The sequence below is a fragment of the Rathayibacter sp. VKM Ac-2762 genome, assembly GCF_009866585.1.
Classification (GTDB): Bacteria; Actinomycetota; Actinomycetes; order Actinomycetales; family Microbacteriaceae; genus Rathayibacter.
This window is the reverse complement of the sequence record NZ_CP047419.1, coordinates 726,081-742,809: the sequence shown is the minus strand read 5'-3', so window position 1 is coordinate 742,809 and position 16,729 is coordinate 726,081. Positions and strand designations below refer to the sequence as shown.

The following is a 16,729-nucleotide window of genomic DNA, read 5'->3' as shown; positions in this document are numbered from 1 at the left end:
CTCAGGCCAGGTCGACCCCGTGCACGCCGTTGTGGTGGCGGATCGCGGGGAACGAGGCGGTGACGCTCCGGCCGACGCCGGGCGTCCGCTTCTCGGTCACGTCGCCTCCGAAGAGGGCGGCCCGCTCGCGCAGCTCGGCGAGCGCGGGGCTGTCGATGCGCTCGGTGAGCGAGCGCAGATCCGCCTCGAGAGCGCTGGCGTCCTGCTCCGCCGCGCCGTGCTGCTCGCGGTCGTCGTCGACCTCCACCCGGAGGCCCGTGGTCGTCCATCGGGAGCTGATGCGGACCTCGGTCCCCGCGCCGCCGGTCTCCAGCGCCGAGTCGAAGGCGTACTCGAGCACCCGGAGCACGGCCACCTCGGCGCCGTCCTGCAGCGGGAACGGCTCGCCGAACGACTCCTCGCGGACGCTCAGGCCTCGCTCGCGGGCGCCCTCGATCAGGGGGACGGAGCCGCCGGTGCGCGGCAGCTCCCCCGGATCGACGGAGGCGACGGTCGCGATGCGGCGCAGCTGCGCCAGCGAGGCCTCGGCTGCCCGCACTGCCCGCTGCGCCGACCGCGCGGCTGCGGCGGGGTCGCGGTCGATCGTGAGCCGGACGCTCTCGGCCTCCTCGACGACGTGCGCGGCGCTGCGGACCGCGAGCTGCTCGAGCTCGCCGACGATGCGGAGCCTCGCCTCCTGCTCGCCGACTGCCAGCTCGAGGCGGACGACGCGCGCCGCCTCCTCCGCACGGCTCTCGGCGGCACGGCGCTCGGCGCCGACGGCGCGGCGCCACAGAACGACGACCGCGACCAGGGCGATCAGGGCGAGGACGAGGACGACTTCGAGCACGACGGCCTCCGGGGGGACGGGACGGGTTCGGCACAGGAGCGCCGGAGAGAGATCGTACCCGCGCCGCGGACAGCGGACCTGAGGCCGCGGAGGGGGTTGCGGAGCCGTACTCAGCCGTCGGAGCGCACGGAGCGGGTGACGGTGAAGCGGCGGTCGCGCGCCACCACCGTGGTCGGCCCGACCGCGCGGCGCAGCTCGGCCGGATGCGCGAGGTGGGAGTTGAAGACCGTCCACAGCACGCCTCCGGGGCGCAGCACGCGGCCGGCCGCGCGCAGCATGCGCCGGGCGACGAGGTCGGTGACGGCACCGTCGGAGTGGAACGGCGGATTGCAGAGCACGACGTCGACGGAGGACGCCTCCAGCGTCGAGGCGTTGTCGTCGCGGAGGACAGTGACGGCCAGCCCGTTGGCCGCCGCGGTCGCCCGGGCGGACTCGACCGCGGCACGCGAGGTGTCCGTCGCGGTCACGGCGAGGTCGGGGCGGGCCCGGGCCACCACGGCGGCGAGGACGCCGGTTCCGCAGCCGAGGTCGAGTGCGGTGCCCGCGGGAAGGGAGTCGAGATCGAGGGCGGCGAGGAGGGCGCGGGTGCCGAGGTCCAGTCGCGCCCCGGCGAAGGCTCCCGGCAGCGCGACGACCTCGAGGTCGAGCTCGTCCAGACGGCGCCGCTCGGGCCCGGGCGCGGGCGGCTGGTCGGGGAGCGCGCCGCTCGCGAGCAGGGCGCGCGACTTCTGACGCGCGAGGGAGACGTCGATCCGCTCGTAGCGCACGGCGAGCACGTCGTTCATCGTGCGCGTCATGTGCTTGATGCGGCCGGCGCCGATCAGGGTCGCCGCCGGATTCGCGAGTGCGGTCCCGGCCGCGACGGCGGCCAGGGCGTCGAGCGAGCGCGGCAGGCGCAGGAGCACCGCGTCGGCGTCGCGGACGACCTCCGCGACGGAGTCGACGATCTCGATCGGCGCGAGGTCGACGCCCGACCCGCGCACCGTCTCGAGGTTCTGCGCGAGAGCGCGCTCGGCGGTGATCGAGTCCTGCACGACCCGCACGGCACGGCCGTCGGCGGCGAGGCCGAGGCTCAGCGCCCCGTAGGCGTCCCCGATCACGGCGAGGCGGCCGCGATCGGCGGCGAGGTCGAGCAGCAGGCGGTCACTGGCGTCGACGGCGACGAGATCCGGCGCCTCGACGTCGGGGCGGCGGCGCAGGAGAGCGAGCACGTCCTCGCGCATCGCGCCTCCGATCGTCGGTCCGAGCGGGTGGGCCCTCGAGGGCGACCGCTCGCGGGCACGAAAAAAGGGCCCGAGAGTGGAGTCCCGGACCCTTCGCTCCCCGACTTGGACTCGAACCAAGAACCTACCGGTTAACAGCCGATTGCTCTGCCAATTGAGCTATCGAGGATCATCCGACCACCCGGAGGCGATCAGCGCGGTACTACTTTAGCAAACTCTCCGCGAACGCAAAATCGGGCGCGCACTCAGTAGCCGGAGCCCGGGTCGACGCGGCCCACGAACGGCCCGCCGGCGGCACAGGCGGCCACGTTGGCGCGCACGCGCTCGGCCAGGAGCGGCGCGGTGATCTCGGGGGTGTCCGCGCTGTGGGGCGTGATCAGGCACCGGGGCTCGCTCCAGAGCGGATGCCCGTCCGGCAGCGGCTCGGGGTCCGTCACGTCGAGCGCGGCGCCCGCGAGACGGCCTTGGGCGAGGGCCGCGACGAGCGCGTCCGTGTCCACAAGGCTCCCCCGGGCGACGTTGACGAGCACGGCGTGGGCGGGGAGCCGCGCGAGCAGACCCGCGTCGACCATCCGCTCCGTGCCCGCGGTGGCGGCGGCGGCCAGGACCAGCACGTCGGCGTCCGCCGCGGCCTCGGCGAGCCGCGACGCCGGCAGGGTGCGGGCGGCGCCCTCCACCGGCTCGTCTCCGCGGCGGACGATCGTCACCCGGCAGTCGAAGACGGCGAGCAGCCGCAGGAGCTCGCGAGCGATCCCTCCTGCTCCGACGATCACCACGGAGGCGCGGTGCAGCGTGACCGCCTTCTTCGGCCCCCACGACGCGGCGCGCGCCCGCTCCGGCAGCGAGCGCAGGAGGGCGAGCACCAGCGCGAGCGCGTGCTCCGCCACCGGCTCCGCGTAGGCGCCCTTGGCGCTGGTCCAGACCACGTCCGCGCGAGACGCGGCGAGCACGGGCGCGAAGACGTCGACGCCGGCCCAGGGCAGCTGCACCCAGCGGATCGACGGGTGCTCCTCCAGCACAGCGGCCAGCTCGTCCGTGCGGCCGTAGGACAGCCAGAGCAGCGCGTCCGGACTCCCGTCGAGTCCGACGACCACTCCCCCGCCCGACTCGACCGCCTCGGCGAACACCGGTTTCGGCCGCGGGAGCACCGCGACGCGCGGGACGGTCACTGGTCGGCCGCCTCGACGCGCTGCGCTCGGGAGGCGTCGAAGCGCTCGTACTCGGCGAAGGCCGCTCCGAGCTCGCGCACGTAGGGGTGCCGCGCCTCGATCAGCACGTCCAGCAGCGGCCCGTACGCGACGACCTCGCCGCCGACCAGCACTGCGATCCGGTCGGTCGCCCGGCTCAGCACATCGATGTCGTGGCTGACCACGACGGCCGCGAATCCCTCCCGGCGCCGCAGGTCAGCGAGGAGGTCCACGATCGACTCGCGCACCGTCGCGTCGATGCCCGAGGTCGGCTCGTCGGCGATCAGCACCTTCGGCCCGAGCACGAGCGAGCGGGCCACGGCCACGCGCTGGCGCTGGCCGCTGGAGAGCTCGTAGGGGTAGCGGTCGAGCAGGAACAGCGGCAGGTGCACGGAGTCGAGCAGCGTCGCCACCCGCACCGCCGCGGCCTTCGGGTCGTAGTGGCGGTCGCGGAGGAAGATCGGCTCGGCGATCAGCTCCGAGACGGTCAGCTCGGGGCGGAGGGCCGCTCCGGCGTCCTGCGCGAGATGCGCGACGTCGACGGTGAAGCGCTTGAGCTCGCGGGCGGGGAGCGAGCGGAGGCGGTGCCCCGCGACCGTCGCGTCCCCTCCGATGATCACCGGACGCGTGCGGCCGCCGTCGTGCCCCAGGCCGTCGCCGCCGAGCACGCGCGCGAGCGTGGACTTGCCCGAGCCGCTGCCGCCGAGGATCCCGAGCACCTCCCCCGGCTCCACGCGGAGGCTCACTCCCCGCAGTGCCGTCCACCGGCGGCTGATGCCGCGCGGCGGGTACTCGACGCTGAGGTCGTCGACGACGATGGGGGCCTGATCCTCGGCGGTCCGGCTCACGCCCGGCGCTCCGCCTCGACGATGCTGCGCAGGAGCTCGCGCCTCGAGGCCTGCTCGACCGGGTCGGGCACGGGCAGGGAGGCGAGCAGGCGCTGCGTGTAGGGGTGCTTCGGCGCGGCGAGCACCTCGGCCCCCGTCCCCTCCTCGACCAGCTCGCCGCGGTAGAGCACCGCGATGCGGTCGGCGAGCAGGTCGACCACGGCGAGGTCGTGGCTGATGAACAGCGAGGCGAAGCCGAACTCGCGCTGCAGCTCGGCGAACAGCTCGAGCACGCGGGCCTGCACCGACACGTCGAGCGCCGAGGTGGGCTCGTCGGCGATCAGCAGCTTCGGCTCGAGGGCGAGGGCCCGGGCGAGGCTGGCGCGCTGGCGCTGGCCGCCGGAGAGCTCGTGCGGGTAGCGGTCGCCGTAGGAGCGGGGCAGCTGCACCGCCTCCAGGAGCTCGTCGACGCGCGAGCGCGCCCCGGCGGCGTCGCCGGCCCGTCCGTGTACGATCAGCGGCTCGGCCACGCACTCCGCGATGGTGAGCAGCGGGTTGAAGCTCGACGCCGGGTCCTGGAACACGAAGCCGATGTCGCCGCGGACCGGCCGGAAGGCGCGCTCTCGGATGCCGCGCATCTCCTTGCCGAGGACCTTCAGCGACCCGCCGGTCACCGGCGTCAGACCCGCGATGGCGCGCCCGATGGTGGTCTTGCCCGAGCCGCTCTCGCCGACGAGGCCCAGCACCTCGCCCGCGCGGATGCGCAGCGAGACGCCGTCGACCGCGACGAAGCCGGGACGGCCGAGCCGGCCGGGGTACTGGATCCGCAGGCCCTCGGCGGCGACGAGCGTCTCGGCCTCGGGGGCCTCGGCGCGCTCGACGGCGCGGACGCGGGCGCGCTCGACGCCCTGGCCCACGTGCGGGACGGCGGCGAGGAGCTTCCTCGTGTACTCGGCCTTCGGCGCCGAGAACAGCTCGGAGACCGTCGCCTCCTCGACCAGCTCGCCCTGGTACATCACGGCGACGCGGTCGGCCAGATCGGCGACGACGCCCATGTTGTGGGTGATCAGCACGATCGAGGTGCCGAACTCGTCGCGGCACCGGCGGAGCAGGTCGAGGATCTCGGCCTGCACGGTCACGTCGAGAGCCGTGGTCGGCTCGTCCGCGACGATCAGGCCGGGATCCAGGACCAGGGCCATCGCGATGACGACGCGCTGCTTCTGGCCGCCCGAGAACTGGTGCGGGTAGTAGTCGACCCGCTTCTCCGGCTCCGGGATGCCGACGGTGCGCAGGACGTCGATCGCGCGCTTGCGCGCCTCCTTCTTCGAGACGGAGCCGTGAGCGCGCAGTCCCTCCGCGATCTGCCAGCCCACCGTGAAGACCGGGTTGAGTGCGGTGCCCGGCTCCTGGAAGACCATGGCGACGTCGGTGCCGCGCAGCTCCCGGAGGCGGGCCTTCGGCACGGAGACGACATCGGTCGCCGCGCTGCCGTCCTTCTTCGAGAGCAGGACCACTCCGGAGGCGGTGGCCGTCTCGGGCAGGAGGCCGAGGATGGTCTTCGCGGTCACGGTCTTGCCGCTGCCGGACTCTCCGACGATCGCCAGGACCTCGCCGCGCTCGACGCGCAGGCTCACCCCGGCGACGGCGCGGACGGCGCCGCGGTCGCTCGCGAAGGCGACCTCGAGGTCGGTGATGTCCACGATCGGACGCGCTGAGGCGTCCCGGACGATGCGCTGGTCGCTCATCGCGTCCCCTCCACTCCGGCGACGGGGTCGTGCCCCGGCGTCTCCAGGCCGTCGGCGGCGAGGACGCCGCCCGGCACGACGGACGTCGCGGCGACGTCGCCGGCACCGGCGGCCACCGCGCGCCGACCGCGCAGGCGCGGGTCGGCGAGGTCGTTCAGGCTCTCGCCCACGAGGGTGATGCCCAGCACCACGAGCACGATCGCCAGGCCCGGGAAGACCGAGGTCCACCAGATGCCGCTCGTGACGTCCGACAGCGCCTTGTTGAGGTCGTAGCCCCACTCCGCGGCCGACGTCGGCTCGATGCCGAAGCCGAGGAAGCCCAGGCCGGCGAGGGTCAGGATCGCCTCGGAGGAGTTCAGCGTGAAGATCAGCGGCAGCGTGCGCGTCGCGTTCCGCAGGACGTGGCGGAACATGATCCGCGGCGTCGACGCTCCGATGACCTTCGCCGACTCGACGAAGGCGTCGCCCTTGATCCGCACGGTCTCGGCCCGGATCACGCGGAAGTACTGCGGGATGTAGACCACGGTGATCGAGACCGCTGCGGCGAAGATGCCGGCCCAGAGGTTCGACTGCCCGCCGGAGATGACGATCGACATCACGATCGCCAGCAGCAGGGTCGGGAACGCGTAGATCGCGTCGCAGATCACGACGAGCACGCGGTCGAGCCAGCCGCCGAGGTAGCCGGAGACGAGGCCGAGGAAGACGCCGAGGAAGATCGACAGGACCACGGCGACGACGATCACGAGGAACGCGGTCTGCGCTCCCCAGATCACTCGCGAGAGGACGTCGTAGCCGCCGACGGTGGTGCCGAGCAGGTGCTCCGCGCTCGGCGGCTCCTGCGCGCCGAACGACTCGCCGCCCGAGCGCAGCTGCGAGTAGCCGTAGGGCGCGATGAGGGGCGCGAACAGGGCCACCAGCAGGAACGCGCCGGTGATGATCAGGCCGGTGACGAGCATCCCCCGCTGGAGGCCGACGCTCTGCCGGAGCTGGTGGACGACCGGCAGGCGGTCGACGAGGCGGCGGCGCGGACGCGCCGGGGAGGTGGTGCTCATGCTCAGTACCTCACTCGCGGGTCGATGAGCGCCGCGATGACGTCGACGATGAAGTTGGTCAGCGCCACGATGACGGCGAGCAGGGCGACGATGCCCTGCACGGCCACGAAGTCGCGGGCCTGGAGGTACTCGGCGAGCTGGAAGCCGAGGCCCTTCCACTCGAAGGTGGTCTCGGTGAGGACGGCGCCGCCGAGCAGCAGGGCGATCTGCAGGCCGATCACAGTGATGATCGGGATGAGCGCCGGCCGGTAGGCGTGGGTGCGGACGAGCCGGAACTCGCTGACGCCGCGCGAGCGCGCCGCGTCCACGTAATCGGTGCCGAGCGTGCCGATCACGTTGGTGCGCACCAGGCGCAGGAAGATGCCCGCGGTGAGCAGGCCCAGCGCGACGGCGGGGAGCACCGCGTGAGAGAGCACGTCCGAGATCGCGGCCGGGTCGCCGGTCTGGATCGCGTCGATCAGGTAGATGCCGGTCTTGTTCTCGAGGAACTGGAGCGAGAGCTCGGTGCTCGTCGAGGCGCGCCCGGCGACGGGGAACCACTTCAGCCAGACGGAGAACACCAGCTTCAGCAGCAGGCCCGCGAAGAACACCGGGGTCGCGTAGCAGAGGATCGCGAAGATGCGCAGCACCGCGTCGGGCGTGCGGTCGCGGTGGTAGGCGGCGAGCATCCCGAGCGGGATGCCGACCAGGAACGCCACGATCAGGGCGTAGAAGGCCAGCTCGACCGTCGCGGCGCCGTAGGTGAGGAGCACCTCGGTCACGGGGCGGTTGTCGCTCAGAGTGGTGCCGAAGTCGCCGGTCAGCAGCTTGCCGAGGTACTCGAGGTACTGCACGATCAGCGGCCGGTCGTAGCCGGCGGCGGCTACGCGCTCGGCGAGCTGGTCCGCGGTCAGGCGGCCGCCGAGGGCCGCCGTGATCGGGTCGCCCGTGCTGCGCATGAGGAGGAACACCAGCGTCACGAGGATGAAGACGGTGGGGATGATGAGCAGGAAGCGGACGAGCAGGTAGCGCCCGAGTCCGCCCCCGGAGCCGCGCGGTCGCCGGGTGGGCGCCGTCGCCGCAGCCGTCGTGGCTGTCGTCACGTGATGCCTTTCGTGGAGAACGGCCGGCGCCTCCTGTCGGGGAGGCGCCGGCCGCGAGGGGGGTGGATCAGCCCTTGCTGAGTGCCGCGTAGCGGAACTTGAACGAGGCGTCGAGGGTGTCCTCGGCTCCGCTCACGGTGCTGCCGACGACCGCGACCTGCGAGCCCTGCAGGTAGGGGACGGTCGAGAGCTGCGCCGCGACCTTCTCCTGGATCTGCTCGATCAGCGCGGTGCGCGCGTCGGCGTCGGTGGTCGAGACCTGCTGCGCGATCAGGCTCTGCACCTCGGCGTCGTCGAAGTGGTTGGCGAGGAAGTTCTCCTTGATGAAGAACGGCGAGAGGTAGTTGTCGGCGTCGGAGTAGTCGGGGAACCAGCCGAGCTGGTACGCCGGGTAGACGTCGCTCGAGCGGTCCTTCGAGTACTGCACCCACTCCGTGGTCTGCAGGTTCACGGTGAAGAGGCCGGTCGACTCCAGCTGGTCCTTGATCAGCGCGTACTCGTCGCCCGAGGACGGACCGTAGTGGTCGTTCGAGTACTGCAGGTTCAGGGTGACCGGAGCGGTGACGCCGGCCGCCTCGAGGGTCGCCTTCGCCTTGTCGGCGTCGGGCGCGCCGTTGCCGTCGCCGTAGAGCGACTTGAGCGGCTCGACCGCGCCGGTCAGGCCGGCGGGGACGTAGGAGTAGAGGGGGGTGTAGGTGCCCTTGTAGACCTGGTCGGCGATCTCGTCGCGGTCGATCAGGTCGGCAACGGCCTGGCGCACGGCGAGGGCCTTGGCGCTGTCGGCCTCACCGGTCGTCGCGCCGAAGGGCTGGGTGTCGAAGTTGAAGACGATGTAGCGGATCTCGCCGCCGGGGCCGTCCACGACCTTGACCGTGTCGTTGCCGCGGAGGTCGTCGATGTCCGTCGCCGAGAGGCTGCGGAACGCGACGTCGATGTTCCCCTCCTGGATGTCCAGCTTGAGGTTGGACGAGTCCGCGTAGTACTTGACGTTGACGGTGTCCGTCTTCGCCTCGCCGAGCACGCCCTTGTAGTCCGGGTACGCCTTGTACTGGATGAGGTTGTTCACGTCGTAGTTCGCGATCGTGTACTGGCCGGCGAAGGCGTCGCCCGAGACGATGTCGGCGTCCGCGGTCAGCTCGTCGGCCGAGAAGACCTCCTCGTCCACGATCGGGCCGGCGGGGCTCGAGAGGATCTGCGGGAAGGTCTGGTCGTTCTCGGACTTCAGCGTGAAGACCACGGTCGTGTCGTCCGGAGCCGCGACGCTGTCGAGGTTCGCCAGGAGCGAGGAGGGGCCGTTCTCGGCCGCGATGCCGACCTGGCGGTCGAAGGAGAACTTCACGTCGGAGGAGGTGAGGTCGTGGCCGTTGGCCCACTTCAGTCCCTCCTTCAGCTTCACGGTGTACTCCGTGGGAGCGGTGAACTCCGCCGACTCGGCGATGTCGGGCTCGACGTCCGGGCTGCCGTAGGGGGTGTTCATCAGGAACGGGAACACCTGGTTCATCACGGCGAACGAGCCGTTGTCGTAGGAGCCCGCGGGGTCGAGCGTCGTGATCTTGTCGGTGGTGCCGATGGTCAGGGCCCCTCCGGCGCTGCCGCCGGACGAGTCGTTCCCGCCGGCGGCGCAGCCCGTCAGCACGAGCGCGACCGCGGCGAAGCCTGCGGCGGCGGCCAGTGCACGGGTGCCGCGAGTGGATGCGGAATTCATCTCCGTCTGCCTCTTCCTGTCAAGGATGGGATGCGGGCGCGCTCCGGGCGCGCGGACTCTCGGCACACAGATCTCCTGTGGGCTGTGGCGTCACGACACTGGACGCCCGCATTGCTGTTCCTCATAGGTAACACAGTTGGAAGCGCTCTCCGAACCGGCACGGGCGTGCGGCCGATTTCTTCACACGACCGCAACACGCTCACTCCGTGCGCAGCGCCCGCTTCTCGCGCTCGAGCTCGACCAGGCGCACCTGCACCGCGCGCGCCATCACCGGATCGGCGGACGCGCGCTGGAGCGCCCCGCGCAGCTCGGCGATCTCGCGGAGCAGGTCGCGCTCGATGAGCGAGATCGCCACGTCGCGGGAGTAGCGGGCGAGCCCCTCCTCGTCGGCGGCCGGGATCGGCGCCACCGCGAGCTGGCGCACCAGCGAGGCGAAGGGGCCGGGGACGTCGTCGGCGACGTGCTCGACCCAGTCGCGGTCCTCCGCCCGCTCGAGGTTCGCGACCACGGCGTCGCGGACCACGCGGAGGGTCTCGTTGGTGACCGCCGCGTGTGCCGCCCTGGCCAGGAGCTCCGGACCCATCGCCTGCGGAAGCTGGAGCATCGCCATCAGCGCCTCGCGCTCGATGCGCGTGACGACGTCGACGGGGAGGTCGGCGATGCGCGCGCCGAGGGGCGCCTCGGCCGCGGACGATTCGCCGCCGCCCCGGCCGCCCTGCTGGTCGCGGCCCTCGGGTCCGAAGGAGCGGGGCCGGGATCCGGCGGAGCGCACGGCGGAGTTGACCTCGGCCATGTCCAGGCCGAGCATCCGGGCGAGCTCGCGGGAGTAGCCGGGCCGCAGCGCCGGGTCGCGGATCTCGGCGACGACCGGGGCGGCCGCGCGCAGGGCCGCGATCCGGCCCTCGACCGTCTCGAGGTCGTAGCGGTCCAGCAGCTGCCGGATCACGAACTCGAACATCGGCTTCTTGTCGTCGATGAGGCGGCGGACGGCGTCGTCTCCGCGGTTCAGGCGGAGGTCGCAGGGGTCCAGGCCCTCGGGCGCGACGGCGACGAAGGTCTGCGCGGCGAAGCGGTGCTCCTCCTGGAACGCGCGCATCGCCGCCTTCTGGCCCGCCGCGTCGGGGTCGAAGGTGAAGACGACCTCGCCGACGCCGCTGTCGTCGCCCAGCACCCGGCGAAGCACCTTGATGTGGTCGACGCCGAAGGAGGTGCCGCAGGTGGCGACCGCGGTGGTGACGCCGGCGAGGTGGCAGGCCATGACGTCCGTGTAGCCCTCGACGACGACCACCCGGTGCCCGCGGGAGATGTCCCGCTTGGCGAGGTCGAGCCCGTAGAGCACCTGGGACTTGTGGTAGACGGGCGTCTCGGGGGTGTTGAGGTACTTGGGGCCCTTGTCCTCCTCGAGGAGGCGGCGGGCGCCGAAGCCGACGGTCTGGCCGGTCACGTCGCGGATCGGCCAGACGAGGCGGCCGCGGAAGCGGTCGTAGACGCCGCCGCGGTTGTTGCTGCTGACCAGGCCGGCCGTGGTCAGCTCCTCCTCCGAGAAGCCGCGGCGCTTGAGCGCGGTCGTGAGCCCGTCCCAGCCGTCGGGTGCGAAGCCGACGCCGAAGCGGTCGGCGGCGGCGCGGTCGAAGCCCCGCTCGCCGAGGAAGCGCCGACCGACGTCGGCGCCCGGGGTCGCGAGCTGCTCGCGGAAGTACTCCTCCGCGGCGTCGTTCGCGGCGAGGAGGCGCGCTCGCCCGCCGGTCTCGGGCGCGCGGCCGTCGCCGTCCTCGTACTGCAGCGGGAAGCCGATCCGCCCGGCGAGGCGCTCGACGGTCTCGCTGAACGAGCTGTGGTCCATCTTCATGATGAAGCTGTAGACGTCGCCCGACTCCTGGCAGCCGAAGCAGTGGTAGAAGCCGGCCTGCGGGCGGACGTGGAAGCTGGGGCTGCGCTCGTCGTGGAAGGGGCAGAGGCCCTTCAGCGAGCCGATGCCGGCCGACTTCAGCGTGACGTACTCGCCGATCACGTCGCCGATGTTCACCCGCGCCTTGACCTCCTCGACATCTGACTGTCGGATCCGAGGCATGGGGTCCATCGTATCGGCCGCCGGGGCCGCCGAGCCGGGGTGGGGAGAACTGCACCAGGGCGGCGCGGATCACCCCGGAGACCTGTGATCGGCCCCGCACCCCGAGATCAGGGTCATCCCTGATCCGCACCCGCCCGCCGTCTCCGAGAATCGACCCATGCCCCCTGCCGCCTCCCGCCCGCCTCTCCTGCGTGCTCTGCTCGTCGCCCTGCTCGGCGGTCTCGTCCTGGGCGGGCTCACCAGCCTGCTCCAGGGCTCCCTCCCGCCGTCGGTGAGCTCGTTCGCCAACTCCTCCGGGGGCTGGTCCATGCTCGTGTTCGCGCTCGTGCGCCTCGGCGGCGTCCGACCGGCAGCGGGGGCGGCGCTCGGCTTGCTGAGCTTCTGGGCGCTGCTCGAGGGCTACGACCTGGTGACCGCAGCGCGCGGCTTCGGCTACTCGCCTCCCTTCACGGACGTCTTCTGGCTGCTCGCCGTCCCCGCCGGGCCGATCCTGGGCGCCGCCGCCGCGCTCACTCTCCACGGCTCGAGGACGTGGCGCGTCCTGGCCGTCGCGCCGCTCTCGGGCGTGCTGATCGGCGAGGGCGTCTGGGCGCTGGGCGCGGTCGCCGACACCACGAGTCCGGTGTACTGGTGGCTCCAGATCGTCCTGGGCGCGGGCTTCCTCGTCCTGGCCGTCGTGCGGAGGAGGCCGCGCGCACTCGTCTCGCTCGCGGCGCTCGGCGTCACCGCGGCGGCCGCCGTCGCCTTCTTCGTCGTCTACTCCGCGCTGTGAAGCGTTCGAGAGGGTCGTCGCGGACCCTCCGCGCACTCGCGGGTTCCGCCCTCCTCCTGGCCCTCGCCGGGTGCACCACCACCGCGGACGCCCCGGTCGCGCCGCCGTCGTCCGCCTCCGTGCCGTCGTCGGCGTCCTCCGCCACCCCTCCTCCGATCGACGTCTCCGCCGAGCTGGCCGTGCTCGAGAACGAGTTCGACGCCCGGATCGGCGTCAGCGCCGTCGACACCGGCTCGGGTCGCCGGGTCGATCACCGGGCCGACGAGCGCTTCGGCTTCGCCTCGAGCCTCAAAGCCCTCGCCGCGGCGGAGTTCCTGCGCACCGTCCCCGCCGCCGAGCGGGACGAGGTGGTCACCTGGACCGTGGCCGACGTCGAGGCGGCGGGCTACTCCCCCGTCACGGAGGAGAGCACCGCCACCGGCCTGCCGCTGTCGCAGCTCGCCGAGGCGGCCGTCCGCCGGAGCGACAACACAGCGCTGAATCTCGTCCTCCGGCGCCTCGGCGGACCCTCCGCCCTCGACCGTGGACTCGAGGCTCTCGGCGACACCACCACCGAGGTGGTGAACGAGGAGCCCGCTCTGAACACGATCGAGCCCGGCAGCATCGACGACACCACCACCCCGGCCGCGTTCACGGCGGACCTCGCCGCGGTCGCCACAGGTGACGTGCTGTCCGCGGAGGACCGGGCACTCCTGCTCGACTGGATGAGCGGCAACGCGACCGGCGACACTCTCGTCCGGGCGGGCGCTCCGGCCGGCTGGAGCGTCGCGGACAAGTCCGGGGGCGCCGGCGGGATCCGCAACGACGTCGCCGTGGTGACGCCTCCCGGGCGGGACGCGGTCGTGCTGTCGATCCTCTCGGCGCGCAACGACCCCGAGGCGGACTACGACGACGCGCTGGTCGCCCGCGCCGCGGCCGTCGTGCTGGGAGCCCTGCGGTAGCGGCCGCCCGGCGTCAGCAGTGCCGGTTCACGTAGCCCGCTGCGCCACGGGGGACGACGTCGCGGTCGCGGAGGGTGACCGAGATGCTCCGGCCCTGCGCGGCGCAGGCCTCGGAGTAGGCGGACCGGCCGTTGTCGGTGTACTCGATCTCGTAGACCTGGCGCCCGTAGACGTCCGTGTACGCCGCGCACTCGTCGTAGACCTGGCACTCCTCGACGACGGCGAAGTCGAAGCCGACCGTCCTCTTCCCGGCAGCGGCGAGATCGGCTCCGTTCTTCTGGCCGATCGCCAGGCCGGAGCGGTGAGCGCGCGCCGTCAGGAGGGTGGCGAACGCCAGCGCCTGCGACTTCGTCAGCCTCCCGCCCGAGCGGGTGTAGCTGTCCAGATTATCGGCCTCGACGGCGTCGAAGCCGTCCTCGGCGCAGCCGTCGATCCAGGCGCCGACGATCGCGAGCAGAGCGGTCCGCTTCGCGGCGGTCGAGACGTCGAAGAGGTACTCGTCCGGCCAGCCCGGATCGGCGAGGGGCTTCCCGTCCGCTCGCCTCACCAGGAGCTCGGGGTGCCGCTTCGCGAAGGCGGCGCTCTCGCCGGGCTGGGTCTGGAAGGCGTTCACGTAGCAGATGCTGTAGCGGCCGGCGGCGGGCGCGTCCGTGCGGTCGCGGTCGACGATGGTGACGCTCGACGCCGGAGCGTAGGCGCCTCCCAGCTGGTAGTCGAGGACGCCGTTCGCGGGAGGGAGCAGCGGTGCCGCCGAGGCCGCGGCGGGCTGGATCAGCAGCAGCCCCGCGACGACCAGGGCGAGGAGGCCGAGACGGGGCCGACGCGGCCTCATCCGGGAGCTCCCGGCGTGCGCCCTGCGGCTCGCACGCCCGTGGCCGCCGGCAGCGCGCCGAGTGCGAGCTCGCCGATGACCGCGATGCGGTCCGCCGGTGCTCCGTCGCGGGCCTGCGTCGACATCCCGCTGAGCACGGCGACGACGAAGGCGGCGACGGATCCGGCGTCCGTCTCCGGCGGCACGTCGCCCTCCTCGATCCCGCGCTCGACTCGTGCGGCGACGAGCGCCTCCATCTCGCGGCGACGGGCCTCGAGCCGCGGCTCGCTCAGCACGAAGCAGCCGGCAGGAGTGCCGGGCGCGGAGTACCCCTCCGCACTGACTCGGACGACGGCGGCGACGGCCTCGCGCGCCGTCGGCCGGTCGAGCAGCTCCTCGAGCACGGCGTTCGCGGTGCCGGCGTAGCAGGCCGCGGCGGCCTCGAAGAGCTCGTCCTTGTCGCCGAAGGCGGCGTAGAGGCTCGGGGCCGAGATGCCGATGTCCCGGGTGAGCACCGCGACCGTCGTCTCGTCGTAGCCGTCGCTCCAGAAGCGGTTCATCGCGGTCCGCAGCGCCGCTCCGCGATCGAAGCTCCTCGGTCGTCCTGCCATGCCCACCAATCTATAGCAGGCGCTACGGAATGTGCTAGCGTCCACGCCACCCGTTCTTTATCGATCGCTACAGAAAGCGGACCCCATGCAGATCCACGATTCCACCGCCCTCGTCACCGGCGCCAACCGGGGCATCGGCGCCGAGTTCGTCCGGCAGCTCCGCGCCCGCGGCGCCCGCACCGTCTACGCCGCCGCCCGCGACGTCTCCTCGATCGCGGTGAGCGAGGGCGTCGTCCCCGTCGCGCTCGACGTGACGGACCCGGTGCGCATCGAGGAGCTGGCCGCCGAGCTCGGCGACCTGCAGATCCTCGTCAACAATGCGGGCATCGCGCCGACCGTGCCCTTCCTCACCGGCGACGTCGCCGAGATCCGCCGCACCGTCGAGACGAACGCGTTCGGACCGCTCCTGCTGACCCGCGCCTTCGCCGGCCACCTCCGTCGCGCCGGCGGCGGCGGCGTGCTCAACGTGCTGTCCGTGTCGTCCTTCACGTCGTTCCCGGGCGCCGAGTCCTACTCGATGTCGAAGGCGGCGGCGTGGAGCGCGACCGACGGCCTCCGCCTCGCTCTGGCCGAGCAGGGCACCCAGGTCCTCGGGCTGCACATGGGGTTCGTCGACACCGACATGGCGTCCTGGACGGACGCGCCCAAGTCCTCGCCGGAGGCGATCGTGACCGCCGCCCTCGACGGCCTCGAGCGCGGCGACTCCGAGGTGCTCGCCGACGACATCGCCCGCAGCGTCAAGGCCGGCCTCGCTCTCGATCCCGCGGAGCGCTACGGGCAGCTGCTCGCCGGCTGATCCTCGACAGGCGCCGTCACCGGAGGTCGTCGTCGATGCCGCGGAGGTCGAGGACGAAGCGGTAGCGCACGTCGTTCCTCGCCAGCCGGTCGAGGGCGGTCCCGACCTCCGCGACCGGCAGCACCTCCACCTCCGCGGCGACGCCCTCCGCGGCGCAGAAGTCGAGCAGGTCCTGCGTGCAGCGGCGCCCTCCGCTGCCGGCCGAGGCGAGCCGCTTCCTGCCGACGAGCAGGTCCAGGACGTCCACAGTCACGGTGCCGAGGTGCCCGAGGAGGAACAGGGTGCCGTCGAGGGCGAGCACGCGCAGGTAGTCAGCCGGGTCGTGCGGGGCGGACACCGTGTCGATCACGACGTCGAGCGAGTCGCGGGCGGCGGTGAGCGCCTCCGCGTCCGTCGTGACGACGACGTGCTGCGCTCCGAGCCGGCGGGCGTCCGCCTCCTTGCCCGGAGACGTGGTCAGGAGCGTGACCTCGGCGCCGAGAGCCGCGCCGAGGCGGACCGCCAGGTGGCCGAGTCCGCCGAGGCCCGCCACACCGAGGCGGGTCCCGGGCCCGACTCCCGACGCTCTCAACGGCTCCCAGACCGTGATCCCCGCGCAGAGAAGCGGTGCGGCCGCGGCCGGATCCAGACCCTCGGGGAGTGCATAGGCGAACCGCTCGCTCACGACGTACCGGCCGGAGTACGCCCCGAGCGTGGGCGTCCCGTCGATCCGGTCCGTGCCGCCGTAGGTGAGCGTCGGGAAGCTCGCGCAGAAGTTCTCCTGGCCCGCGCGGCACATGCCGCACTCGCCGCACGAGTCGACGATGTTCCCCACCGCGACCGCGTCGCCCGGATGGAACGCCGTGACTCCCGTGCCGACGGCGAGGACCTCGCCGACGAACTCGTGGCCGGGAACGAGCGGGAATCCGGCGTCGGCGCCCAGCGCGTGGAGGTCGCTGTGGCAGACACCGCAGAAGTCGACGCGGACGTCGAGGTCGTCGGCGCGCAGCTCGCGCCGCTCGACGACGGTGGGGCGGAGGGAGTCGCCGGGACGCTCGGCGAGGAGTGCAGTGGTGAGCATGCCGCAAGACTACCTAC

General features: G+C 72.8%; 15 protein-coding genes and 1 tRNA gene. 3 read left to right on the top strand and 13 right to left on the bottom strand.

Translation table 11 applies throughout. The features are described 5' to 3' along the window. Position 1 precedes the first annotated feature (1 nt). The 10 genes from GTU71_RS03520 to dnaG form a co-directional block, all read right to left on the bottom strand. Positions 2-829 carry a hypothetical protein gene (locus tag GTU71_RS03520; protein ID WP_104223449.1) on the bottom strand — a complete coding sequence of 276 codons (828 nt, stop codon included), beginning with the start codon at positions 827-829 and terminating at the stop codon, positions 2-4. Positions 830-939: 110 nt separating this feature from the next. Beyond that, positions 940-2,052: a class I SAM-dependent methyltransferase gene (locus GTU71_RS03515; protein WP_159939317.1), complete on the bottom strand. Its 1,113-nt coding sequence runs from the start codon at positions 2,050-2,052 to the stop codon at positions 940-942. A gap of 96 nt (positions 2,053-2,148) precedes the next feature. After that, positions 2,149-2,221 (bottom strand) — tRNA-Asn (locus GTU71_RS03510). Positions 2,222-2,297: 76 nt separating this feature from the next. Beyond that, entirely contained in the window at positions 2,298-3,221 is a 924-nt protein-coding gene (locus tag GTU71_RS03505; RefSeq protein ID WP_244230629.1) for an NAD(P)-dependent oxidoreductase, read from the bottom strand. Continuing rightward, positions 3,218-4,087 carry an ATP-binding cassette domain-containing protein gene (locus GTU71_RS03500; protein WP_167305248.1) on the bottom strand — a complete coding sequence of 290 codons (870 nt, stop codon included), beginning with the start codon at positions 4,085-4,087 and terminating at the stop codon, positions 3,218-3,220. Before GTU71_RS03500 ends, GTU71_RS03505 begins: the two co-directional genes overlap by 4 nt. Next, positions 4,084-5,811 (bottom strand): ABC transporter ATP-binding protein, encoded by a 1,728-nt coding sequence (locus GTU71_RS03495; protein WP_104226684.1) that lies wholly within the window; start codon positions 5,809-5,811, stop codon positions 4,084-4,086. Before GTU71_RS03495 ends, GTU71_RS03500 begins: the two co-directional genes overlap by 4 nt. Beyond that, on the bottom strand, positions 5,808-6,863 hold the full coding sequence (locus GTU71_RS03490; RefSeq protein WP_104238213.1) for an ABC transporter permease: 1,056 nt from the start codon (positions 6,861-6,863) through the stop codon (positions 5,808-5,810). Before GTU71_RS03490 ends, GTU71_RS03495 begins: the two co-directional genes overlap by 4 nt. A 2-nt stretch (positions 6,864-6,865) precedes the next feature. Continuing rightward, complete coding sequence (locus GTU71_RS03485) at positions 6,866-7,945, bottom strand: ABC transporter permease (protein WP_104223444.1); 1,080 nt, start codon at positions 7,943-7,945, stop codon at positions 6,866-6,868. A 67-nt stretch (positions 7,946-8,012) separates the two neighbouring features. Then, positions 8,013-9,650: an ABC transporter substrate-binding protein gene (locus tag GTU71_RS03480; protein WP_159939316.1), complete on the bottom strand. Its 1,638-nt coding sequence runs from the start codon at positions 9,648-9,650 to the stop codon at positions 8,013-8,015. A gap of 199 nt (positions 9,651-9,849) precedes the next feature. After that, entirely contained in the window at positions 9,850-11,721 is a 1,872-nt protein-coding gene (gene dnaG, locus GTU71_RS03475; protein WP_159939315.1) for a DNA primase, read from the bottom strand. Between the two features lie 157 nt (positions 11,722-11,878). On the opposite strand from dnaG, the gene GTU71_RS03470 reads away from it, so the two are divergent. Together GTU71_RS03470 and bla are read left to right on the top strand one after the other, a co-directional pair. After that, a complete protein-coding gene (locus tag GTU71_RS03470; protein ID WP_104327914.1) occupies positions 11,879-12,493 on the top strand; it encodes a DUF6518 family protein in 615 nt (204 codons plus the stop codon). Continuing rightward, positions 12,490-13,434, top strand: a complete 945-nt coding sequence (gene bla / locus GTU71_RS03465; RefSeq protein ID WP_159939314.1) for a class A beta-lactamase — start codon at positions 12,490-12,492, stop codon at positions 13,432-13,434. Before GTU71_RS03470 ends, bla begins: the two co-directional genes overlap by 4 nt. A 13-nt stretch (positions 13,435-13,447) precedes the next feature. Here the strand turns inward: bla and GTU71_RS03460 are convergent, their stop codons facing one another. Both GTU71_RS03460 and GTU71_RS03455 read right to left on the bottom strand, forming a co-directional pair. After that, a complete protein-coding gene (locus GTU71_RS03460; RefSeq protein ID WP_104257929.1) occupies positions 13,448-14,266 on the bottom strand; it encodes an endo alpha-1,4 polygalactosaminidase in 819 nt (272 codons plus the stop codon). Next, the gene (locus GTU71_RS03455; RefSeq protein WP_104283510.1) at positions 14,263-14,856 is read right to left on the bottom strand and encodes a TetR/AcrR family transcriptional regulator; all 594 of its coding nucleotides are present in this window, start codon (positions 14,854-14,856) and stop codon (positions 14,263-14,265) included. The genes GTU71_RS03460 and GTU71_RS03455 overlap by 4 nt, the downstream gene beginning before the upstream one ends. 85 nt (positions 14,857-14,941) lie before the next feature. On the opposite strand from GTU71_RS03455, the gene GTU71_RS03450 reads away from it, so the two are divergent. Beyond that, on the top strand, positions 14,942-15,652 hold the full coding sequence (locus tag GTU71_RS03450) for an SDR family oxidoreductase (RefSeq protein ID WP_159939313.1): 711 nt from the start codon (positions 14,942-14,944) through the stop codon (positions 15,650-15,652). 16 nt (positions 15,653-15,668) lie between these two features. On the opposite strand, the gene GTU71_RS03445 is transcribed toward GTU71_RS03450, so the two are convergent. Beyond that, positions 15,669-16,712 (bottom strand): NAD(P)-dependent alcohol dehydrogenase, encoded by a 1,044-nt coding sequence (locus GTU71_RS03445; RefSeq protein WP_104328968.1) that lies wholly within the window; start codon positions 16,710-16,712, stop codon positions 15,669-15,671. Positions 16,713-16,729 lie beyond the last annotated feature (17 nt).

Coding starts and splice junctions, on each gene's coding strand:
- GTU71_RS03515 (WP_159939317.1), bottom strand. CDS start 2,052: ATGCGCGAGGACGTGCTCGCTCTCCTGCGCCGCCGCCCCGACGTCGAG.
- GTU71_RS03495 (WP_104226684.1), bottom strand. CDS start 5,811: ATGAGCGACCAGCGCATCGTCCGGGACGCCTCAGCGCGTCCGATCGTG.
- GTU71_RS03490 (WP_104238213.1), bottom strand. CDS start 6,863: ATGAGCACCACCTCCCCGGCGCGTCCGCGCCGCCGCCTCGTCGACCGC.
- GTU71_RS03480 (WP_159939316.1), bottom strand. CDS start 9,650: ATGAATTCCGCATCCACTCGCGGCACCCGTGCACTGGCCGCCGCCGCA.
- dnaG (WP_159939315.1), bottom strand. CDS start 11,721: ATGCCTCGGATCCGACAGTCAGATGTCGAGGAGGTCAAGGCGCGGGTG.
- GTU71_RS03470 (WP_104327914.1), top strand. CDS start 11,879: ATGCCCCCTGCCGCCTCCCGCCCGCCTCTCCTGCGTGCTCTGCTCGTC.
- GTU71_RS03460 (WP_104257929.1), bottom strand. CDS start 14,266: ATGAGGCCGCGTCGGCCCCGTCTCGGCCTCCTCGCCCTGGTCGTCGCG.
- GTU71_RS03455 (WP_104283510.1), bottom strand. CDS start 14,856: ATGGCAGGACGACCGAGGAGCTTCGATCGCGGAGCGGCGCTGCGGACC.
- GTU71_RS03450 (WP_159939313.1), top strand. CDS start 14,942: ATGCAGATCCACGATTCCACCGCCCTCGTCACCGGCGCCAACCGGGGC.
- GTU71_RS03445 (WP_104328968.1), bottom strand. CDS start 16,712: ATGCTCACCACTGCACTCCTCGCCGAGCGTCCCGGCGACTCCCTCCGC.